21 protein-coding genes are annotated in these 23,728 nt (G+C 33.5%); all 21 read right to left on the reverse strand.

What is annotated here, in order from left to right:
- Nucleotides 1-154: 154 nt before the first annotated feature.
- Nucleotides 155-1,516 carry a DEAD/DEAH box helicase gene (locus tag PY770_RS04705; protein WP_103428472.1) on the reverse strand — a complete coding sequence of 454 codons (1,362 nt, stop codon included), beginning with the start codon at nucleotides 1,514-1,516 and terminating at the stop codon, nucleotides 155-157.
- The gene (locus PY770_RS04710; protein ID WP_103428471.1) at nucleotides 1,516-2,475 is read right to left on the reverse strand and encodes a DHH family phosphoesterase; all 960 of its coding nucleotides are present in this window, start codon (nucleotides 2,473-2,475) and stop codon (nucleotides 1,516-1,518) included. Before PY770_RS04710 ends, PY770_RS04705 begins: the two co-directional genes overlap by 1 nt.
- Before the next feature lie 42 nt (nucleotides 2,476-2,517).
- Complete coding sequence (dinB, locus tag PY770_RS04715) at nucleotides 2,518-3,627, reverse strand: DNA polymerase IV (protein WP_041817850.1); 1,110 nt, start codon at nucleotides 3,625-3,627, stop codon at nucleotides 2,518-2,520.
- A gap of 71 nt (nucleotides 3,628-3,698) precedes the next feature.
- Nucleotides 3,699-4,034 (reverse strand): preprotein translocase subunit YajC, encoded by a 336-nt coding sequence (gene yajC / locus PY770_RS04720; protein ID WP_103428470.1) that lies wholly within the window; start codon nucleotides 4,032-4,034, stop codon nucleotides 3,699-3,701.
- Between the two features lie 70 nt (nucleotides 4,035-4,104).
- The gene (gene ruvB / locus PY770_RS04725; RefSeq protein ID WP_103423071.1) at nucleotides 4,105-5,109 is read right to left on the reverse strand and encodes a Holliday junction branch migration DNA helicase RuvB; all 1,005 of its coding nucleotides are present in this window, start codon (nucleotides 5,107-5,109) and stop codon (nucleotides 4,105-4,107) included.
- 11 nt (nucleotides 5,110-5,120) lie between these two features.
- The gene (gene ruvA / locus PY770_RS04730; RefSeq protein WP_014082165.1) at nucleotides 5,121-5,723 is read right to left on the reverse strand and encodes a Holliday junction branch migration protein RuvA; all 603 of its coding nucleotides are present in this window, start codon (nucleotides 5,721-5,723) and stop codon (nucleotides 5,121-5,123) included.
- Between the two features lie 21 nt (nucleotides 5,724-5,744).
- Nucleotides 5,745-7,661 carry a DNA mismatch repair endonuclease MutL gene (gene mutL / locus PY770_RS04735; RefSeq protein WP_103428469.1) on the reverse strand — a complete coding sequence of 639 codons (1,917 nt, stop codon included), beginning with the start codon at nucleotides 7,659-7,661 and terminating at the stop codon, nucleotides 5,745-5,747.
- Nucleotides 7,662-7,673: 12 nt separating this feature from the next.
- A complete protein-coding gene (mutS, locus tag PY770_RS04740; RefSeq protein WP_014082167.1) occupies nucleotides 7,674-10,295 on the reverse strand; it encodes a DNA mismatch repair protein MutS in 2,622 nt (873 codons plus the stop codon).
- 16 nt (nucleotides 10,296-10,311) lie between these two features.
- Nucleotides 10,312-11,118: a TIGR00282 family metallophosphoesterase gene (locus tag PY770_RS04745; protein WP_139562212.1), complete on the reverse strand. Its 807-nt coding sequence runs from the start codon at nucleotides 11,116-11,118 to the stop codon at nucleotides 10,312-10,314.
- Nucleotides 11,119-11,203: 85 nt separating this feature from the next.
- Nucleotides 11,204-12,763, reverse strand: coding sequence for a ribonuclease Y (gene rny / locus PY770_RS04750; protein ID WP_139554804.1), 1,560 nt, complete (start codon nucleotides 12,761-12,763; stop codon nucleotides 11,204-11,206).
- Between the two features lie 144 nt (nucleotides 12,764-12,907).
- Complete coding sequence (locus PY770_RS04755; protein ID WP_275045826.1) at nucleotides 12,908-14,146, reverse strand: competence/damage-inducible protein A; 1,239 nt, start codon at nucleotides 14,144-14,146, stop codon at nucleotides 12,908-12,910.
- 18 nt (nucleotides 14,147-14,164) lie between these two features.
- Nucleotides 14,165-14,752: a CDP-diacylglycerol--glycerol-3-phosphate 3-phosphatidyltransferase gene (pgsA, locus tag PY770_RS04760; protein WP_041817852.1), complete on the reverse strand. Its 588-nt coding sequence runs from the start codon at nucleotides 14,750-14,752 to the stop codon at nucleotides 14,165-14,167.
- A gap of 70 nt (nucleotides 14,753-14,822) precedes the next feature.
- The gene (locus PY770_RS04765; protein WP_163600875.1) at nucleotides 14,823-15,707 is read right to left on the reverse strand and encodes a helix-turn-helix domain-containing protein; all 885 of its coding nucleotides are present in this window, start codon (nucleotides 15,705-15,707) and stop codon (nucleotides 14,823-14,825) included.
- Between the two features lie 70 nt (nucleotides 15,708-15,777).
- A complete protein-coding gene (yfmH, locus tag PY770_RS04770; protein ID WP_225362109.1) occupies nucleotides 15,778-17,061 on the reverse strand; it encodes an EF-P 5-aminopentanol modification-associated protein YfmH in 1,284 nt (427 codons plus the stop codon).
- Nucleotides 17,051-18,313 (reverse strand): EF-P 5-aminopentanol modification-associated protein YfmF, encoded by a 1,263-nt coding sequence (yfmF, locus tag PY770_RS04775; RefSeq protein WP_056957475.1) that lies wholly within the window; start codon nucleotides 18,311-18,313, stop codon nucleotides 17,051-17,053. The genes yfmH and yfmF overlap by 11 nt, the downstream gene beginning before the upstream one ends.
- Before the next feature lie 54 nt (nucleotides 18,314-18,367).
- Nucleotides 18,368-19,165: a septum site-determining protein MinD gene (gene minD / locus PY770_RS04780; RefSeq protein WP_163600874.1), complete on the reverse strand. Its 798-nt coding sequence runs from the start codon at nucleotides 19,163-19,165 to the stop codon at nucleotides 18,368-18,370.
- A 2-nt stretch (nucleotides 19,166-19,167) separates the two neighbouring features.
- On the reverse strand, nucleotides 19,168-19,845 hold the full coding sequence (locus PY770_RS04785) for a septum site-determining protein MinC (RefSeq protein ID WP_163600873.1): 678 nt from the start codon (nucleotides 19,843-19,845) through the stop codon (nucleotides 19,168-19,170).
- Nucleotides 19,846-19,857: 12 nt separating this feature from the next.
- Entirely contained in the window at nucleotides 19,858-20,382 is a 525-nt protein-coding gene (gene mreD, locus PY770_RS04790) for a rod shape-determining protein MreD (protein ID WP_103428459.1), read from the reverse strand.
- Between the two features lie 17 nt (nucleotides 20,383-20,399).
- The gene (gene mreC / locus PY770_RS04795; RefSeq protein WP_103423080.1) at nucleotides 20,400-21,245 is read right to left on the reverse strand and encodes a rod shape-determining protein MreC; all 846 of its coding nucleotides are present in this window, start codon (nucleotides 21,243-21,245) and stop codon (nucleotides 20,400-20,402) included.
- A 58-nt stretch (nucleotides 21,246-21,303) separates the two neighbouring features.
- Nucleotides 21,304-22,308, reverse strand: coding sequence for a rod shape-determining protein (locus tag PY770_RS04800; RefSeq protein WP_163600872.1), 1,005 nt, complete (start codon nucleotides 22,306-22,308; stop codon nucleotides 21,304-21,306).
- Nucleotides 22,309-22,411: 103 nt separating this feature from the next.
- On the reverse strand, nucleotides 22,412-23,722 hold the full coding sequence (locus tag PY770_RS04805) for a bifunctional folylpolyglutamate synthase/dihydrofolate synthase (protein WP_014082180.1): 1,311 nt from the start codon (nucleotides 23,720-23,722) through the stop codon (nucleotides 22,412-22,414).
- Nucleotides 23,723-23,728: the final 6 nt, after the last annotated feature.

Consider the following 23,728-nt stretch of genomic DNA (forward strand, 5'->3'; position numbering starts at 1 on the left):
CATAAATCTCTATAACGCGAGAACCGTATTTCAAATCAGGTAGCACTAAATAAATTTGTTTTTGATTGCTCTCACTATCCAATCATCGCTGCACAAACTCCTCTATTAGTATGTCCTTGTTAAAAATTATAGCTATAAAAGATATGAGTGTCAATTATTGATAACGTTCTGAACTACGTTTCTTTTGTTTCTTACGTGAACGAATTTGACTACGTAATTCAATCTTACGATTTTGGTCATCTTTATTTTTAATTGCTCGTTTGATTTTTCGTTTATACCCAGGCTTAACATTTTTCTTTTTCTTGTTAATCATGGCTAACGTTGAACCATCAAGCTTTTCATGATGGCCTTTATACTTTTCCCGACGACGTCGATCATAGGTATCAACAACTTCACCATTTTTGATTTCTTTAGGTTTAAATTTAATTCCCATTTTTTCTAATTCAAGCACTTGAGTATCTTCATCAGGACCGTAAAGAGTAATGGCAATTCCCTTCATTCCTTTACGTCCAGTCCGACCAACTCGATGAATAAAGTATTCATTATCAGTAGGAATATCATCATTAATGACATGAGAAACCCCATCAATATCAATTCCACGAGCTGCTAAATCAGATGCAACAACGAACTGGTAATCAAGATTTTGGATTTGCTTCATCACACGTTTTCGAACTCGGGGTTGCATACCACCATGAATCTTGGCAACTTTTAATCCCTGACCTTGAAGATATTCTTCAATTTCATCTACTCGTTCACGAGTATTGGCAAATATCAAAGCCAAATATGGATTTCCCATGGTCAATAATTTATAAATTAAACCGTTTTTATCTTGACCCTTAGTTGAGATTAACCAGTTGTCAACATCTTTATTGATGACCGTTTCCGTTGGAATATCATCCAATACTGGATTTTTCATGTATTTTTTTAAAAATGGCTTTAATTTTGGTGGAATCGTAGCAGAAAAGACCATCATTTGAATGTCTTTTGCCATGGCCGCTGCAATTTTATCAACGGTTTCCAAAAAACCAAGGTCAAGAGTCATATCGGCTTCATCAATTACTAATTGGTTAGCTGTATTGATATCTAAATGACCGGCTTTAGATAAATCTAAAATCCGACCAGGAGTTCCAACTACGATTTGTGGTTGTTCTCTTTTTAATTTTTCAATTTGTTTTTCTTTATCAGTTCCACCAACATAATTGGCAATATGAATTGTTTCTGAACTGAAACTGGTAATTTGTTTTATATTTTCATAAATTTGATAAGCTAATTCCCGACTTGGGGTTGTAATTACGATTTGTGTTTTCGGATTATCTGCGTCTAACTGGTTAATTAAAGGTAGTAAGAAAGCATGAGTCTTACCACTCCCAGTTGCTGATTTACCAATTACGCTTTTACCATGACGAATGGTAGGAATTACTTTAGCTTGAATTGGTGTTGGATTTTTAAATCCTAAGTCATTAATCGCATCGTTGATAAATGGCTTAAAATTGTAATCCTTAAAAGATGCACTCATTAATTTTTACCTTTCTTATTATATTCTTTGGTTAACTGGTCTAATTCGACCACAACCTGTTTTATTTCATTTTCATCTTTAGCTACCGCACCACTAGCAAGAGCATGACCTCCGCCATTGTGTTGTTTTGCTAATTCATTAATTGAAGGACCTTTGGAGCGAAGTCGAATTCGGTAATCTCCTTCTTTTTGTTGAACAAAGATTGCCCAATCAACTACCGAACCAATGTTACCAGGTAATGGAACAACTGAAGAAGTACTATCATCACCTAGTTTGAGCTTTTCAACTATTTCATTAGTTAAAATAATGTAAGCAGCTCCGCTTTCTGAAATTTTAAGATTTTGATATACATAAGCAGCTAAATGAGCTAAAGGAACATCAATTTCATCTTCACGTTGCGCAATTTCATTGAGTGAAAAATCAAATTTGGTTAAGCCACTAGCAACTTTAAAAGTATGACTAGATGTTGATGGGTATTTAAAACGTCCTGTGTCCCCTACAATTCCAGCATATAAATCACGGGCACCATCATCTGATAATTTCATTAAAGCGTTAGCAGCATAAAGATCATAAATCATTTCAGAAACACTAGATGCTTCTGGATTAACCCACATCAAATTACCAAATTCGTCATCATTAGGATGATGGTCAATTTTAATTAAGTATTTACCTTGATTAAACCGATTATCATCAACTCGGGGTTGATTAGCAGTATCACAAACAATCACTAAAGCGTCTTTGTAATCTTCGTCAGATACTTCATCAGTTTCTCCTAGCCAAGCAAAACTTTTATATTGTTTTCCTACGCAATAAACTTTTTTATTAGGAAAAGTTGCTCTAATCAAGTGACCCAGTCCCATTTGTGAGCCTACAGCATCAGGATCAGGACGTTGGTGACGATGAATGATTATCGTATCGTATTCACTGATTTTTTCAAAAATTTGTTCTTTAATATTCATATTATCTACCTTCTATAAAAACTCTTAATAGTTAAGTATACCTTATTTTTGATACAAAGGTAAGTTAATATTTTGAAAACTTAAATTTGCCAGATTCGTAAGCGTAATTCCTAGCAACCGAATCCCTTTAGATGGATCGGGAAGTTCTTCGAAAATATCAATTACTTCGTTATAAATTAGTTTAGCATCATTTTCGATAAAATCCGCTTCAGTAATACGTTTAGTAATTGTTGTAAAGTCACTATATCTAACTTTTAAAACCACTGTTTTTCCGTGTTTTTGGTGCTTTTGTAAGGAATTTACTACTAAGTCAGCAATTTTACTCAATTCTCGTTCAACGTCCACCATACTATTTAATTCATGGGGATAAGTACGTTCTTTTCCAATTGATTTGCGTTCACGCTGATATTCAACTTTCCGATTGTCGGATCCTCGAACTCGTCGATACAAAATGTAGCCAAACTTACCAAATTCTTTAATTAAAAACATTTCTGATTTTTGATACAAATCAAATCCGTTATTAATGTTTAAAGCTTTCATTTTTTCAACTGTTTTCTTTCCCACACCACGGTACTTTTCAATTTTAAGGCGCATCAAAAAGTCATGAGCATCATCTTCGCTAATTACTGTCACTCCAGCTGGTTTCCGATAATCAGAAGCCTCTTTTGCTAAAAATTTACTATAAGAAATTCCGGTCGAACACGTTAAATGTGTTTTTTCCCAAATTTCACTTTGGATTAAATGAGCTAAATAAATAGGATCATCAATTTTCTTTTTATTTTCAGTTACATCAAGATAGGCTTCATCTAAAGCAACCGTTTCAATCTTATCAGTGTATTCATGAAAAATATCATGAATTTGATCAGAAACACTTCTAAATAATTCAAAGTCTGGTGCTTTGAAAATGGCTTTGGGACATAAGTCTAGTGCTTTACTGGCTGGCATAGCAGAATGAATCCCATACTGACGCGCTAAATAATTGGCAGTTGTAACTACCCCTCTTCCACCAGTCGTCCGCGGATCCTTAGCAATTACTAATGGTTGCGTAACAAATTCTGGATGTTCACGTTGTTCAATTGAAGCAAAAAAGGCATCCATATCAACATGAATGATTTTTCTTGATGCATCAATTTGAATATAACATTCAGTCATCTGAATACCTCCTCTCACTTTAGAACATACGTTCTTTATAAACCAATAAAAAAAGCCCTTTAAGAGGCTTTTTATTTTGCTTCATCATCTGTTTTTTCAGTTGCTTCAGCTGGTTTTGCTTCTGCTTTAGGGGCAACTGTAGCTTCAGGACGAGTTACATTGGCAATGGCATTTAAATCAAAATCTAAATAAATTCCATCGCAATCAATGGTAACTAAACCTTTAGCACGATCAATGTTGCTAACCACACCGTGTAAACGGCCGATTGTAACAACGTGATCACCTTTTTGTAAAGATTTTAAAGTTGCTTGATGTTTTTGTTGTTGTTTCTTTTGTGGTCTAATCATGAAGAAATACATTAAACCAAATAAAACAACTAAAATTGCAATTGAACCATATTGTTGCATATTATTTCACCTCAATTAACTTACTACTTATATTTTACCAAAACTGACTTATAAACACCATAAATCTAACTTATTCATTTGGATATGGAATTCCTAAATGTTGATAGCCTTTTTCGGTTACCTTCCGACCACGTGCAGTTCGTTTTAAATAACCTTTTTGTAATAAATATGGCTCATACATTTCCGCAATGGTGTCAGTTTCCTCACCAATATTAGCAGCTAACGTATTTAAACCGACTGGTCCACCTTGGTAATACTCAATCATTGTTTCTAATAATTTAATATCTGTTCGATCAAGTCCACGATTATCAACTCCCAAAGCAGTCAATGCTTGATCAACACTTTCAATATCAATTTCACTTTTACCCGAAACTTGAGCAAAGTCACGCACTCGTTTTAACAAACGATTGGCAATTCGCGGTGTCCCTCGTGAACGTAAAGCAACCTCATGGGCACCTTCATCCTTGATCTCAGTATGAAAAATTTGAGCCGAACGTTTTACAATTTTTTCCAAATCAGCTTGATTATAATAATTCATGTGCTCCACAATTCCAAATCGATTTCGGAAAGGAGCATCTAGTAACCCAGCACGAGTCGTGGCTCCAATTAAGGTAAATGGAGGTAATGCAAAATGAACAGGATGAGCAGTTGGTCCTTGTCCGATTACAATATCAATATAGAAATCTTCCATAGCTGAATAGAGCATTTCTTCAACTACTTTTGGTAAACGATGAATTTCATCAATAAATAAAATATCACCCGGTTCTAGTTCGTTTAATAAGGCGGCTAAATCGCCGCTTTTTTCGATTGCTGGACCACTGGTAATTTTTAAACTAACATTCATTTCATTAGCAATTACCATTGCTAAAGTAGTTTTTCCCAAACCAGGAGGCCCATATAATAATACATGGTCTAGCGATTCTTCACGTTGTTTAGCGGCTTTAATATAAACGTTTAAAGAACGTTTGATTTCAGCTTGACCAATGTATTGGGCAAAAGTTTGCGGACGTAAAGATTGTTCTAGTGAGTCATCTTGATCATCCGTACTCTGCGACACAATTCTATCATCTTCCACATTTTACCTCCTTACTTAGTTAACATTTTCAACCCATTACTAATATATTGATCAGTAGTTGTGCTTTCATCTAAAGCAGCTAATTTAGACTGAATTTTTTCAACACTCTTATGTGTAAAGCCTAATGCTTCCAATGCGTTTAATGCATCGTCAAGTTTTGGATTTTGACCGACAATAGGGTTACTTTCACGAATATTCAAATCTAATTGGAGATTCTTATCAATCTTATCTTTAAGATCCAAAATAATTTGTTGAGCCGTTTTCTTTCCGATTCCTGGAAACTTAACTAAGAAACTAACGTTTTCGGTCTTAATGGCATTAATTAAACCAGTATTGTCATTACCTGCCATAATAGCTAGCGCACTCTTTGATCCAATTCCAGAAACATTAAGAAGCTGTTCAAAAAGCTGTTTATCATCTAAAGTTTCAAAACCATACAAGGTCATTGATGAATCAGTTACACTTTGATGGACATAAATTTTTTTCTTAGTATGAATGTCTGTTTCAAAGTGATAAGGATTAGCTACATTAACTAAATATCCTACTCCGTTAACATCAATGACAATATAACGGTCTGAAATGTCTGTCAATTCTCCATATAAATATTCGTACATCAATCATCACTCATTTCGTTTTTATTCCCATCCATCTGATTCATGGGGGTCTTGAATTCTCTTAAACATCGTTTGTAAATCACTGGGAGAAAAATGAATTAACACTGGTCGACCATGGGGACAATTAAATGGATTTTCACATTTATGCAAATTATCTAAAAGAGCCTGAGCCTGTTTGTGGTCCAAATGATGATTGGCTTTTATAGCCTGCTTACAGCTGGTCATAATTGCTGCTTGCTCTCTAAAGGAAGCCGTTGAAAGCTTGTCATTTTTAAGCACCCAATCAATCATTTCTCTGATGGTCTTTTCTTCTTGACCTTTTTCAAACCAAGTCGGGTGTTGGCGAATCACAAAACTATTGTTGCCAAACGGCTCAAGTTTAATACCCACTGACTCAAGCAAATCGAATCGTCCTTTAATTGCCATCGCATCACTTGCAGGATAATCAAGTACAATTGGAACTAATAAATTCTGTTCATCAGTTGAAATCTCACCAACTTGTTTACGAAACTTTTCGTAATTAATCCGTTCTTGAGCAGCATGTTGATCAACAATATACATTCCATCATGACTTTCGGCAATCAAATAAGTTCCGTGAACTTGCCCAATAAAGCGTAACCGAGGGAAACGTTCTGTTTCGTCATGTTGTTCTGCGTTACCAAATGGTAGTTCGGGACGTTCATTTAAATAATAATTTTTGAATGTTTCAACATCAGAATTAACTAAGTCAGACTTAGTTTTAATCATTACTGGTTCGGCATTTAGTTTTTCTTTTTTCGCATTAATTGATGAAATTTGACCAACAGTGCGATCAATTTCAATCGAACTCGTTAACGTTTCAGTGTCATTAGTTTGCTTTTCTAATTCATCAAAATTTAACGCCACTTCCATCGTATTGTGTTCTGAAAGTCCCCGTTTTAAAGATTGATTATCCAAAGCATCAGGAATCAAATTTCGTTGACTTAAAGAAGCGTAAATAGACTTTGAAATAAAATCGCTTAATTCTCGACTATCTAACAATCTAACTTCCTGCTTAGTCGGATGCACGTTCACATCAATTAGACTAGGATCCATTTCGACGCTAATCACTGAAACTGGATAACGTCCCACCATCAATTTTGAACCATATCCATCAATAATGGAATGATTCAAAGCATAGTCTTTTACAAAACGACCATTAATAATTACTGAAATATACTTACGACTGGCCCGTGTTAATTCAGGCAAACTGGTATATCCAGTTAGTTTAAACTTACTATTCTCATTTTCAACTGAAATCATTTTTTTCATGCTAGGATTACCATAAATTCCCGCAATTACCTGTTGCATATTATTTCGACCAGAAGTGCGTAATAATTCTCGTCCGTTATGCTGTAACGATAAGGCTACCTCTGGATGACTCAAAGCCAAACGATTAACAATATCGGTAATCTTACTTAATTCCGTAGCAGTTGATTTTAAATATTTTAATCGATTGGGGGTATTAAAAAACAACTCATTGACTTCAACTGTAGTGCCTCGTCGAATTTCCGCTGGTCCTTGTTGCACTAATTTACCACCATGAATATGAATTTCACTACCCTCATGTTCACCATCAGAAGTTTTCATCGTGATATCTGAAATTGCAGCAATACTAGGAAGTGCTTCACCACGGAACCCTAAAGAATGAATCTTAAATAAATCAGCTTGATTATTAATTTTACTAGTTGCAAATCGTTTGAAAGCAAGTTGAACTTGATCTGGGGCAATTCCGCTCCCATTATCAGTAATTTTGATTTGTTTTAGACCAGCTTCTGTAATTTCAACGTCAATTCTACTACTACCAGCATCAATTGAATTTTCAACTAATTCCTTAACTACTGAAGCAGGTCGTTCAATTACTTCACCAGCTGAAATTTGATCAGATAAAATATTTGATAATTGATGGATTTGCGCCATTTCAGTTCCTCCTTACTTTTCGTTTAATTTTTGTTTCCATTGATAAACTAAATTCATAACTTCCATTGGATTTAAACTCATTAAATCAGTTTTCTCGATTTCATTCATGATTTTAGTTTCTTTTTTGCTTAAATTACTTTTTTCTGCAGGTTGTGTTTCAACTTTGAATAGTTCCAATTGTTGTTCTTCAGCAGCTTCTGTTTCAACTGAAACTGATTCAGGAGTGATTGCTAAATTAGCATTTTTTCCGGTCTCTTCATCATTATTTTCAAAATGATCTAACACCGATTGGGCCCGTGCCAATAAATCAGTTGGAAGTCCAGCTAATTGAGCCACGTTAATTCCATATGATTTATCGGCCGCCCCATCAAGAACTTTATGAAGAAAAACTAAGTGACCATCTTTTTCTGAAGCCCCTACGTGTACATTTTTTAGTTGTTTTAATTCATCACTTAACCCAGTTAATTCATGATAATGGGTCGAAAACATGGTCTTAGCATGTACTTTATCATGTATATATTCAATAATGGCCTGCGCTAACGCTACCCCATCATACGTTGAGGTTCCTCGACCTAGTTCATCAAATAAAATCAAACTGTTTTCTGTCGCATTTTGAATAGCTTGGTTAGCTTCTTTCATTTCTACCATGAAAGTACTCTTACCAGAAATTAAATCATCGGCTGCTCCAATTCGCGTGAAAATTTGATCAAAAATTGGCATCACAGCTGATTCGGCTGGAACAAAACAACCCATTTGCGCCAAAATTACAATTAAAGCGAGTTGGCGCATATAAGTACTTTTCCCCGACATATTGGGACCAGTAATTAAAAGAATTTTAGTCTTTGCATCCATTAAAACATCATTTGGCACATACTTTTGTGAACCCATCACTTGTTCAACCACTGGATGACGAGCATTAATTAACTTGAGTAACTTATCATGATTAAACTTGGGCTTTACAAATTGTTCTCGTTCACTAATCGTTGCAAAGCTTTGGAGGACATCAATGCTAGAAATTCCACTAGCTAGTTTTTGCACGCGGGGAATTTGTTGCTTAATTTGTTCTCGAATTTTAGCAAAAATTTCATATTCCAAACTACGTGATTTTTCTTGGGCTTCTAAAATTAAAGATTCTTTGGCCTTTAATTCTGGGGTTGAAAAACGTTCTGCATTAGTTAATGTTTGAACTCGGTTGTAACGAGAATCATCGAGTTTTGCAATGTTTCCTTTAGTAACTTCAATGAAGTATCCAAACACTCGATTATAGCCAATTTTCAAATTAGAAATCCCAGTTAATTGACGTTCTTTCGCTTCTAAATCAGCTAACCATTTCTTCCCATTTTGCATTGCATCGCGATATTTATCAAGTTGATCATTGTACCCATGTTTAATGATGCCACCATCTTTTACTGAGATTGGTGCATCTTCTACGATAGCTTCGTCAATTAACTGATAAACATCATGAACATCATCTAATCTTTCATAGATTTGTTGAAATTCTGGAGTGTCCAATTGATTTAAAACATGTTTAATTTTAGGAATTTGATCTAATGATGATTTTAGCTGAATCAAATCGCGTGCATTTCCCCCACCAAATGAGATCCTTCCAGCCAATCTCTCCAAATCATAAACCTTAATTAAGGCTTCACGTAATTCATTTCTTTCGTAATAATTATCTAATAACGTTTCAACCAAGCTTTGCCGAGCTTCAATCTCTTTTTGCTTAATCAAAGGCCGTTCAACCCATTGTTTTAATTTACGTCCGCCCATTGCGGTCTTGGTATCATCCACCACCCAGAGTAAAGTTCCAGATTTTTTGCCCGTACGAATATTTTTCAATAATTCCAGATTATATTGTGAATTATGATCAATTTTTAAATATGAATTAGGTTGATATTGACGAGCTGGTTGAATATGAGAAAGACTGCGTTTCTGCGTTTCTGCTACATAACTTAAGAGAACATTCAATGATAAACGGAGTAATTCATTATCAATATTAGTGATAATTTCACTACCGTTTTCTTCATCAACTGAATTTTGTGGGGAAATTAAAATTCCTAATTTTTTGAAATTATCGATTAAGTTAGTACTGATACTATCATCAACAACAATTTCCTTTGAACTAAGATTGATTACTTCGTTCAAAACAGCATCCGCACTATCCAATAACGTAACCTTTAATTCACCAGTTGAAAGTTCAATGTAAGAAAATCCGTACTGATCAAGTGTGGCACTATAAACCACACTTGCTAAATAGTTATTATCTTTAGCTGTTTCCGAATTATTGTCAGTTTGGGTACCGGGAGTTACTAATTGAATAACTTCTCGTTTAACCATCCCCTGAGCTAACTTAGGGTCTTCAACTTGTTCGCAAATCGCAACTTTGTATCCCTGGTCAACCAGAGTATCAATATATCCTTGTGCAGCTTTATGTGGAACCCCACACATTGGAATTGGATTTTCGGCCTTATGATTTCGTGCGGTTAAAGTTAACTCTAAAAGTTGTGCACCCTTAACTGCATCTTCATTAAATAATTCATAAAAATCGCCAATTCGATAAAACAAAAAAGCATCGGGATATTGGTCCTTGATTTTTTGATATTGTTCCATCATGGCTGTATTCTTTTTTGCCATCGAATCCTCCTTAAAGTTAACTTTGATATGGTTGATATTGACTAATCATAATTGGTCTTATTTTTTTAGCATGTCCATCTTTCTTATCAACGTCAATTAAACAAGCTGATAAAATTCCGTCACCGTTTGTTTCTACTTCAAAACGATTAGGACGAGAAGTTAAAAACTTATTGATGACTGGTTCATATTGCATTCCAATCACACCGTCATCAGGACCAGTCATTCCAACATCAGTTAAAAATGCTGTTCCTTTTTTTAAGATATGTGCATCATTAGTTTGCACATGGGTATGCGTCCCAACTACAGCTGAAACCCTCCCGTCAAGATACATTGCCATTGCTTTTTTTTCACTTGTGGTTTCTGCATGCATATCAACAAAAATAACTGTGAATTTTTCTGCTTTTAAATGCATAATCAATTCGTCAATTTTTGCAAATGGATCATCGGTTTCTTCCATGAAAATTCGTCCTTGCAAATTAATCACAGCCGCTTTAACTCCATTAATGTTTAATTCACAATAACCATTTCCAGGTACATCTTTACCTGGATAATTTAGTGGTCGAACTAGTTTTTTCGTATCGTCAATAAAATCAAAAATGTCAGCGTTATTCCAAGCATGATTACCTAATGTAACCACATCCGCTCCGTCCTTCATAATTTGCTTAAAAAGCTTTTCATTAATTCCACGACCGACTTTAGTTGCGTTTTCACCATTTACAATTGTTAGCTGGGGTTTTAAATCTTTTTTTAATAATGGTAAATATTGATCTACCATTCCCATTCCCATTTCGCCAACTACATCACCAACAAACAAAATTTGCATTTTTTCTCCGCCATTCTAATTTACTTATATATATCTATTTTACCATGGAAAAAAGCAAAATAAAAAAAGACCACAACGGGTCTTTTTATTTTGCATAATCAACTGTACGTGTTTCTCGAACAACCGTCACTTTTGCGTGACCAGGATGATCCATTTCATTCTCAATTTTATCTTTGATTTCTCGTGCCAAAACGATAGCTTGCAAATCAGAAATTTTATTTGGTTGAACAATTACTCTAATTTCACGTCCAGCTTGAACAGCATAACTCTTTTCAACTTCTGAAAAACTGTTACTAATATCTTCCAGTTTTTCCAAACGATGAACAAAACTTTCAAGGGAGTCACTTTTGGCTCCCGGTCTTGCAATCGAAATTCGATCAGCAACTTCAACTAGTTCAGCAACCATACTATGTGGTTCACTACCAGGTTCACCTAAACGAATTGAATCAATTACAACTGGATCTTCACCATATTTTTTGGCGATATCAATTCCAGCATCTACATAAGATTCATCCGTTACGTTTGAAGAAGCCTTTCCAATTTCATGTAATAATCCAGCGCGCTTTGCTAATGTAACATCTTCACCTAATTCGGCTGCAAAAACTCCAGCTAACTTGGCAACTTGAATTGAACGTGATAAAACATTTTGCCCATAAGAAAGCTTATATTTTAATTGTCCGACTAACTTAACTAAATCAGGATTCATAGAATGAATTCCTAAATCAAAAATCACATTTCCACCAGTTTCTTGAATCAATTGATTGAGTTCTTTTTTACTTTTCTCAATCATTTCTTCAATTCGAGCTGGATTAATACGACCATCTTTGATCAGCTTTTCAAGCGCCATTTTAGCAATTTCACGTCTAACAGGGTTAAACCCACTTAAAACAACCGCATTAGGAGTATCATCGATAATTAAATCAATTCCTGTAAGTGTTTCAAACGTTCTAATGTTGCGACCTTCACGACCAATGATTCTACCTTTCATATCATCATTCGGAAGAGTAACAACTGATACAGTAGTCTCAGAAACAATGTCAGCTGAACTTTGTTGCAAAGCTTCAACAATTAAATTTTTGGCATCACGAACAGATTCTTTTTTAGCTGCTTCGTAATTTTGTTTAATCATTTGAGCTCTTGTATCAGCGAGACCCTTTTTAGTTTCTTCGATTACTAAATCTCTAGCTTCTTCTTGTGTTAAGGAAGAAACCTTAGTAACCTCTGCTTGCCTTTTTTCAATAAGTGCATCTGCATCTTGTTGTTTCTTAACCAAGACTTTTTTCTCATTGCTAATTTTTTCTTCCTGACGATTAAGATTATCCTCACGCTTTTCAAATGCTCGATCTTTACGATCTAATAATTCTTCACGCTTTAATAGATGATCTTCTTGACGTTGAATATCAGCACGACGCTTTTTAAGATCTTTTTCCACACGAGAACGGTAAGCATTACCTTTTTCTTTAGCTTCTAAAATAGCCTCTTTTAAAGCACTCTTTGCTTTCTTCTCTGCATCAGAAATAATATCATTAGCATTTTTGTGAGCAGCATCTAATTTCTTTTCAACTACCCGTTTATGAGTATTTTGACCAATTAAAAATCCAACAATTATAGCGATAGCGGCGCTTCCAATAATAGCAAAAACCATCATTTTTCCTCCGTACCACTTAATTAATTCTTGATTTAAAGTCAGTTTAAAAACCGACCACCTTTTAAGTTTAATGTTAAAAAAATTAAGTGTCAACTAAGTATACCAAAAAAGGATAACATTTTTGTTATCCTTTTTTGTAAATCACTTTAAATTGTCATATATTAATTTAAATCCTGTCTTAGTTGCATAATCACGAACTTCATTTCTCGCTTTTGCAAAGTTAACACTTTTAGTAATTACTTGACCATTTGGTAACGCTAAACCAACCCAGAAAAATCCAGCAAGATGTCCTTCTAAACTATCTGGTCCAGCAACCCCAGTAAATGAAACCCCAATATCAGTTTTCATTTTATCTTTGGAATTCTTTGCCATATATTCGGCAGTTTCAGAAGAAACAACCCCGTATTTTTTAATTATCTCAGTTGGAATATTCAATAATTGTTCTTTAGCATCGGCAGAATAAGTTACGAAGCCACCTGGGAATACCTCAGACGCTCCTGAAACATTTCCAATCCGACTTTGGAACATTCCACTTGTTAATGATTCTGCAGCTGTAATTGATAATTCTTTGTTTTTTAACAAATTAACTACAACTTTTTCAAGGGAGTTATTATCTCCGTAACCATAGAAATATTGACCAACAATCGCTAAGACACGCTTTTCCATGTTGTCAATTAATTCTTTAATCTCAGACTTAGTTTCTCCACTAGCAGTGATTCGAAGAGTTACTTCATTACATTTAGCGTAAGTTGCAAGGGTTGGATTAGTTTGATTATCAATTAGTTCTTTTAAATCCTTTTCTAATTCAGTTTCGCCAATTCCAAAGAAACGAAGTACGCGTGAGTCAATTAATGAACTACCGCTGGTTAATTTAGCTAATTTTGGCATAGCAAAATTAGTAAACATATATCGCATTTCTACTGGTGGCCCTGGTAATACCAAATAATCACATGCGTCAGTTTTTAAAAACATTCCGACAGCAAAACCTTTTTCATTTGGTAAGATTTCAGCGCCTTCAATGTGTTTAGCCATCATATCAGCATTGCTTGGTTTTCCAAGAGCATATGTTGCATAGAAATCATTAATTTTTTTTAATGCCTTTTTATCAATTTCTAAATCTAGTCCTAAATGTTGTGCCAAAGATATTTTTGTAATGTCATCTTCCGTTGGACCAAGTCCTCCGGTTAAAACAACTAAATCACTCCGACTTTCGGCCAAACTGATAGTTGACTCTAAACGATCATAATTATCACCAACTGTGTCTTCAAAATAAACATCAATTCCGAGATTAGCTAATCTTCTGGCAATAAATGCTGAACTAGTATCAACAATTTCACCAAGTAAAATTTCTGTTCCAACAGTAATTATTTCTGCATTCATACCCCAATATCTCCCTAATTAAAATGAATCGGAAAATACTTTTCGATTTTTATAAAAATACTCAATTCCTGAATAAACCGCAGCAATTAATGAAATATATAAGCAAATTTGGCCAGCAGGAATATCTATATTGTCAAAGAAAACATTGTTCAATAATAAAATAATAATTGTAATCATTTCAAAGAATGTTTTTACTTTACCAGACCAAGCAGCAGCAATTACTTCTCCATCATTTTGAACAATAATTAATCGTAATCCAGTTACAGCAAGTTCACGACAAACAATAATTGCAGCAATCCAGGCAGCAACGTTTTCATTTCCACTACCAACTAACATAATGAAAGCCGTCATTACAAGCATTTTATCTGCTAAGGGATCAGCGAATTTGCCAAAATTAGTAACTAAATGTTGCCGACGTGCAATTTGACCATCTGCAAAATCAGTTAGAGAAGCAATAATAAAAACAAATGCCGCTAACAATTGAGCAATTGGAATCAAAGTTCCTGCCAACATAATGCTACCTAAATCCATTGGAACAGCCAATAATATCAAAAATACTGGAATTAAGAAAATTCTAAACATGGTTAATTTATTTGGTAAATTCATTTTTAAAGTTCCTTTCTTTATTAAAGAAAAAACGACCCATTTTTCAACAGATCGTTACTTTGTAACAAAACTAGTTGTTAAATTTAAGATTCATTTGTCTTTGAGTAGCACTTTGACCTTGTGCTGGTGCAGACATTACAACCGCTTTATTATTCAATTTAACACTAGAAATTGGCGCATTGTTCAATGAAATATTTACTTCTTTAGCGTCTTTAGGAATGTCAACAGAATGGCCAACAGTTGGAGTTAAACTACCTGTCCAAACTTGGTTTCCATTAATTTTAACACTAGCTGTAGTAAATCGAGTAGCACTCAATTCTAATTTTGAAGTATCATCACCTGTCTGTACTGTAAAGTCAGAAGTACTATCTTTAACTGGTTCAACCTTAGTCTCACCTTTTTTCAAGGTAGTTTTCTTTGTTACTTTTTTCTTTGCAGGTTTCTTTTTTACATCATCATTAGAAACAGTCACTTTTGAGTTTGTTGGTGCAGAATCACTACTATCATTATGGGTTTTAACAACCGCAAACCCTACTACGACCAGTACGATAACCACAATTACTGCAATCACACCTAGTGGTAAATACTTACGAAAGTCCATTTTAGCTTTGGTTTCTGTTGATGTTGGACGAACAACCCGAGAAGCTGTGAGTGCTTGATCTTTAACTGGCTTAGCATCAGACTTAACTTCACCAGTAACATTATTATTTGGCAAGTAATCCTCAACAAATTTATCACCGTTTAAACCAACAGCGTTAGCAAAGGTTTTAACAAAAGCTCTAACATAAAATTTACCAGGAAGGGCTTCAAAATCATCATTTTCAATTGCCACTAAATATTTTTTTTGAATCTTAGTGTCTTTTTGAACTTCATCAATTGAAAGTCCAGCCTTTTCTCTGGCAGATTTTAGTTTCTCCCCAATATTCATCTTTGGGTTTAAATTTTCTTCTGTCATTTTTTCAACTCCAATTCATTTAATTATTGTCAGTATATCACAATGAAAGCGATAAAAAATTTAGTTTATCTTAAATAATCACGTTTCTAGTGGTCTGACTATTTTCAAAAAAGTTTTTTGCTGCATCAATGATTTCATTAAAAGATAAATTCTTAATGATTTCTACTTCATCATATACATTGGTAAAATCGTTCAACCGATCTCCCATTTGATTAGCAATTCCTGGAATTGAATCCATCAAAGCAAAATGATCGCCAATTTCTTCATTTTTGATTAATTCAAATTGTGATTCAATTTTTTTTGGATTAACTAAACAATCATTAATTTCAGCTAAAATAATATCACAAAATTTTTCTGTCTTTTTAGTATCTTCAGCAAAAATCAAGAATTGATACCCATCTTCAATATCAAAATCAAATCCAAAAGAATCATTAATAATTTGATTGTCATATAATCGTTGATATATATCAGAATCTTCTGAGAATATTAATTCCAAAAACATGCCTAACGATAGTTCATAACGTGAAAATGTTCTTCCAAAAAAATTGATTTGTGGTCCCCGAATTCCAAGACCAACTTTAGGGGTTGAAAGTTTCATCGTTGTTTTTTTATATGGAATAACTAGAGAATTTTCAATTTCTTGGTTTACGATTTTTTTTAGATTTTCGATTGAATTATTAGTGGTTAAATTTAAAAAATGTCCCTTTACTTCAGAGATTATCTTAGTAACATCAACTTTTCCCACAACAACCAACGTCATATTATTAGGAACATAATATTGATGATAAGTATCATAAAGTTCCTCTGGTGTGATTTTAAAAATTGACGATTTGCTTCCCGCTATGTCAAAGCTTAACGGTGATTCACTATATAAACTCGCAATTGTATCAAAATAAATCCTAGAACTAGGATCATCTTGATACATCATTATTTCTTGTCCTATAATTCCCTGTTCTTTAATTATTTTTTGCTCGTCAAAATATGGATTTTCTACTAAATCCAACAATGTTTTAAAGTTGTCATCAAAATCTGTCGTTGCTGAAAAAAGATAACTAGTTTGATTAAAACTAGTAAAAGCATTATTTTCTGCCCCATACTTAGCGAATCGATCACTACTATCATAATTTTTTTTATCAAAAAGTTTGTGCTCAATAAAATGCGCAATTCCTGCCGGTAAATGCTTTATTCCCTGATTTTTACTAATCACGGTATTAATTGAGCCAAAATCGACGGATAAACTAGCATAGGTTGAATTAAAATCAGGTTTAGGATTAATAATCACTTTTAATCCGTTACTAAGGGTTTCTTGATAAACACATTCGTTAAATTGTTCATAATTAATTTTATTCATCATCTTCCCCTTTCAATAAAAATACTGACTTTAACTCTAGCTTTTTTGCAACTAAGGCAATACTTCTTTTATTAACGGATTGAATGCCTTCAATCCAATCATTTTTAGTAGTTTGATTATCAACTAAGGCATTAATAAAAAGATTATTTAACAATTTACGTTCACTATCAAAGTTAGTTAAATAATTTGAAATTAGCGATGTTTTAATTTTATCAAGCAAACCTTCAGAATAATTTTCATCAATTAATCTTTTTATTTGGGATTTAATCATATCTTGAACTTTTTCCGCTTGATTCCCATCAATTCCACTTTGAATCATTAAATAACCTAGCGTCGTATTAAAACTACTTGAAATATAATATGCTAAACTTTCTTTTTCTCGAATATTTAAAAACATTAAAGAAGAAGCAGATCCACCCAATAAAGAATTCATCACAAGAGCATCATAATAATCAATGGATTTAAGACTAACTGGAAATTGATACATTAAATTTAATTGTGATTGCTTTTGTTGGGCCAATTCCGTTTTGTATACTACCGAGCGTTGATCTGGTCGAGTTTTTAATTTAACTTTTAAATTAGCTCGTTGAGAAAATTTAAAATGGTCTTGAATAGTTGCAATTTGGCTCTCATCTAATGATCCTTGTACTGAAATATACACTTCATTATGTGTAATCATTTCATGATAATATTCAGCTACGCGTTTAGAGGTGATATTTGCAAGTTTATCAACATCTCCAAAAATTAATTTGGCGTTTTGTGGGTCATTAGCAAAATACATTTTTTTAATTTGACGAGCGGCATAATATTTTTTATTATCACTAAGATTGTTCAAGTAATCGACCAAATTGTCACGTTGTAAATTAAACAATTCATCTGGATAAATTCCATTAATTAAATATGGATGAAAAATAATCTCTTGTAAAAAGTCACAAATTTGATTCACTAAATTAATTTTAGTTTCCAAAAAATGTTCATTAATAAATGTAATTATAATTCTTAGTACAACTACATCTCCAACTTTAAAAATATTAGTTCCAAAACGTGCTCCATATAATTCTGCGAGTTTTCGCGCGACTTTTAGCTTTGAATTATATTTATTACTGTAATTTTCCATCATTTCAGCAACCATTGTCCGCTCAGCCAAATTATCATTAGCCAATGGTTCAACAAAATCAATTGAAATAGCCACATTTTTGAACTTATTTTGCTTTTCAAAATTAAAGCGAACCCCTGATGTTATCTCTTGTTGCATATTTTCCTCCAAAATAAAAATTCCTTAGATTTTATTCTAAGGAAATGATTATTATTACTTAAATGCTCCTTTAAGTTTTTTCCAAAAACTTTCTTTTTTTACTTTGATTTGCATTAAAGGAACAGTTTCTCCAAGAATTCTTCGAGCAATGTTACGGTATCCTTCAGAAGCTGGATTATCAGGATTTAATACGATTGGTTCACCATGATTTGAAGTTGCAATAACTTGATCATCATCAATAACAATTCCCAATAATTTAATTCCAAGATGATGTGTAATTTCGGAAACATCCATTACATCACCATTATCCATCATATTAGGACGAATTCGATTAATAATTAATCGTGGAGCTTCCTTCATTGGATGTTTTTCAAGCAATCCAACAATTCGATCTGCATCACGAACAGCTGAAATTTCAGGTGTCGTAACAATAATTGCACAATCTGCTCCAGCAACGGAATTTAAGAATCCTTGTTCAATTCCGGCAGGACAATCAATCAAGACATAATCAAATTGTGGTTTCAACTCATCAACAATTTTTTTAACTTCAGCTTCAGTTAACGCATTTTTATCAGTATTTTGAGCTGCAGGAAGTAAATAGAAATTATCACCAAAACGTTTGTCTTTAACTAATGCCTTAGTTAAAGACACTTCATCCTTAGCAACATCAACAATATCATACATGATACGATTGTCTAAACCTAAAACAACATCAAGATTACGTAATCCGATATCTAAATCCATCAAACAAACTTTTTTGCCCATTAATGCTAAGGCTGTCCCAATATTAGCGGAGGTAGTAGTTTTACCCACTCCACCTTTTCCAGACGTAATTACGATGGCTTCACCCATTGTTATATTCCTCCAATTCTACTAAAGAACTTTGGACTAATTTCTTTGATATTATCTAGATTGCTATACGAAATTGTATGCAACCCATTAACATAAACAACTGTTCTCAAGTCCTCTGAAATTTTTTCTCTATTATCTTCAATGATTTCAATTTGTTCACCAATTCTAACTTGTTGAGCATTATGAAAATTACCAACGGCTAATTTAGATTCATCAACTGGAAAACCAACTTGAACAATTCCATCTACATTACCCATGCAAAATAAATTCCCATTAGTAATTAATTTTCCACCTTTATGAATCTTTCCTAGGAAAAGAACATCACCTTTAATTTTTAAATCCTGACCATTATGAATGGTTTGATCAATAATAGTGACCCGATTTTCATCGCGTAAATGATAAGCTTCATCATTAGACATAACATCAGCTTTAAATTCATTAATAAAAAGGTTATCTCTTTTATTAACTATATCACGTAATGTTTGTTTTTGTTCAGCCGACAAAGCTCGATTACCAGTAATGATATCAAACTTCATTCCCTTTTTTTCTGAATAATCAGAACTATGTACGAGTTGGTCAAGAAGTTCTGTAAATTCGGTTTTGATAGTTTCAAAATTCTCGGAATCATCTAGTGCAATTTCAAATCCATTTCGTGTTCCTTTTAACACAACACTCTTCATATTAATTAGCTCCTATTTTCTATATTTATCAAATAACAAACTGATTGGAAAATAGAGTAACAAGAAAATTACTAAATTTAGTAATAGGGTTGGTCCAAATGCATAGGCAAAAAAATGAATCCCAGAAAAATAGACTAAATGACTCATTCTTCCACCTGTATAGCCCAAAACTAATACGATAATAATATCAATTAGATAAATCATTATTGAACTATAAATATTTTCATCAACGTACTCTAAAATCAGTTTTGTTACAAGAACTACAATTGGAAAAATAAATGTATAGATTCCTAAAACACCAATGTAATAAGAGTCATATAACAATCCAATTCCAAATGCCCACCAATATATGTGAATATTTTGCTTACGGTCACTAAATAAAATTGTATAAATTAACCAAGTAACCGTTAAATAAGGAACCATAGGAAACTTACCTGCTAATAGATATGGAAAAGCATGCATTAATGCTCCTTCCAAGTAAAAGGAGATAAACAAGCCGATGATAAAGAGCAAATAATGTCTAGATTTTTTCAACATATGCAGTGCTCTCCTTACTATTTCTTACCAATTACTGTTACTACATCAATGTTTCTAGTATCAGCAGCTGGTTTAATGTTAATTTGTTCTGAAGTTCCATCAGCGGCACTAGAAACTCCTGTAACTGTTCCAATGAAAAGTCCTTTAGGAATGACACCACCAAGACCATTTGTCGTGACTTTAGCACCACGCTTGATTTTATCCTTTGCAGTTAAATTACCCATTTCCAATTCATTATTAGCGTTATTATATCCTGAAATTAAACCATTAACCATGGTTTTATTTCCTTTAACTTGAACCGCAAAATGACTAGCTGAATCTCCACTATCAGTAATTAGTTCGACTTTACTGTTAGTTTTGTTAACTTCAACAATTCGTCCAATCACACCTTTATCAACAATTACCGACATGTTTTTTTCAATTCCAGCAAGGGCTCCTTTGTTAATGACAATTTGCTGTTGCCAATTTGAAGGAGTTCTTGCAAGCACTGATGCATTAATTGCAGTATATCCAGTTAAAGTTTCGTTTAAATGTAATTGTTCTTTTAAATCTTTGTTTTCGTTAGTCAAAGCTTCATTACGAGCTTCAGTAGATTGAAGTCGACGAACTTTAGATTTTAAATAATTGTTTTCGCTATAAGTATTGATTAAATTATCAACCGACCCAAATACCTTATCAATTCCATTAGCAGGAACGGCGATTACTCGATCACCTATACCGACGACATCATTTCCAAATTCTTGGATAAATATTGGCATAGCACGATTATTTCTAACAGCAGCTGACCCACCAATTAAACCGACACTAGCAACTAAACCAACCACAAAGATAACTAAGTTACGGCTAGAAAAAAACTTATGCATAACAATCCCCCAATAAAACGATAAAACAAATAAGCGGGAAACCCCCGCTTATTTTAAATTATTTTTTCTTCATAACTTCAATGCTCTTAAGTGATTCACCAGTCCCTTTAACAACACAATCCAATGGATCTTGTGCAACCGTTACAGGTACTTGCGTAGCGTCAGAAATTACTTCATCAAGGTTTTTAATTAATGCACCACCACCGGTTAAAACAATTCCGTGGTCAACAACATCAGCAGAAATTTCTGGAGATGTAGCCTCTAAAGTATCCTTAATAGCACCAATAATTTCCAATAAATCCTCATGAATAGCAATTGCAATATCTTCGGCAGTAACTTCAGTTGATTTTGGTAAACCAGTTAATAAATCACGACCACGAACAGTTTCATTTCCCATTTCTTTTGCTTTTTCGATTGAAGCAGATCCTGCTTCAATTTTTAATCTTTCAGCACTAGGAATTCCAATGAGTAAGTTATAGTTTTTTCTAATATAAGAAACGATTGCTTCATTCAACTTATCTCCGGCCATGCGAACCGAACGTGAAGAAACAATTCCACCAAGTGAAATTGTTGCAACATCTGTTGTTCCACCACCCATATCAACAACCATACTACCAATTGGATTCATTACAGGAAGTCCAGCGCCAATTGCAGCAGCACATGGTTCTTCAATAACATATGCATCACGAGCTCCAGCCACCCTTGCAGCATCAATTACTGCACGTTTTTCAACTGTAGTAATTCCACTTGGAACAGAAATCATCACGTATGGTTTATTACCGCGACCACCTAATGCTTTTTCTATGTAGTATTTAAGCATTGATACAGTAGTATCATAGTCAGCAATTACTCCATCACGCATTGGACGAATAACCTCAATACTTGCAGGTGTTTTTCCGGTCATGGCTTGAGCTTCATTACCTACGGCTACAATGTCGCCTGTCTTAGTGTTTTTAGCAACTACTGATGGTTCACGAAGAACAATTCCTTTTCCATCAACGTATACTAAAGTATTTGCAGTACCTAAATCGATACCAATATTTTTATTTCCTAAACCTAACAAAACGTTCATCCCTTTATAATTATTTATTTTTGTTTTTTTATATTAATAGCCTAAGTATACCATAATGTTAAATTTTTTAAGGCTTAATTCAACAACGAAAAGTTTAGCTTTTCCTTAATTTTTTTAATAAATATTTTCTCACTTCAGAAATAAACAATAATGATCCAGTAATTACAACCATCCTATGTGCAATATTAGCATCTTTTTTTTCTAATTCACTAATAATTTTTTCCCATTGCGGATAATATTTAACACGACTCTCATCTGCAAAACTAAAATCAGCCACTTTTCGGTTTTCATCTGGTACAAACGATGTTAGATATAAATTAACATTTGGCATGGATTCCAAAATTGATAGCATTTGTTGATATTGTTTATCAGCAAAAACAGCCATCACTAAATCAATCTGATATTTTGAATATTCCTCAAGACTTTCTTTTAATTTTTGAATTGCAGGAACATTATGAGCACCATCAATAATAGTTAACGGATTTTGATCAATCGACTCCATTCTTCCAATCCAAGTTGTCTTTTGAATTTGCCTTTTAACATTAGTAGTAATCTGACCATTATTTAAATTAAAGCTATTTTTGTTTAACTTAATGAAAGCCGCAATTGCAACTCCAGCATCTTCTATTTCAAATTGACCTAACATCTCAATTTTGATTTGGTTAATCGTCAAATCTGCACTTTGATAATTAAACATTTGCTCCCCGTTAGCTTTAACTGAAAAATCTTGGTTAGCAATGACTAATTCACTGATTTTTTTAGTTGCAATTGCTTTAATCTCATCCAAAGCCTCATTTGAAACCTGGCCTACAACTGTTGGTGTTCCTGTTTTAATAATTCCAGCTTTTGTGCGAGCAATCTTTTGAATCGTATTCCCTAATAATTTCATATGATCCATCCCAATTGTGGTAATGATGGTCATAATAGACTTATCATCAACATTAGTAGAATCATTTTCGCCACCAATTCCAGCTTCAACAATTGCCAAATCAACTTTTTGTTGAACAAAATAAAGATACATAAGGGCTGTTATAACTTCAAATTCGGAGGGAGCTAGTTCACTATCAGATTTATCAATCTCTTCAATAACTGGTTTTACAAAATTAACTAAAGCTAATAAATCTTTATCAGAAATTGGTTTCCCATCAATACTAATTCGCTCATTAAATCGAATCATAAATGGAGATGTAAAAGTTCCCACCTTTTGCTTGATTCCCATTAATAAATTCATTAAATAGGCAACTACAGAACCTTTTCCATTTGTTCCGACAACATGAATTGCGGTAACTTGACGTTGTGGATTATCAAGTTTATTTAATAGATTCAAAATCCTTCTTTGTGTTGTTTCTTTTTTCAATCGTGGTCGTGAATGAATGTAGGCCACAGCATCTTGATAATTTTTCAACAAATT

The organism is Fructilactobacillus sanfranciscensis, assembly GCF_029023685.1.
Classification (GTDB): Bacteria; Bacillota; Bacilli; order Lactobacillales; family Lactobacillaceae; genus Fructilactobacillus; species Fructilactobacillus sanfranciscensis.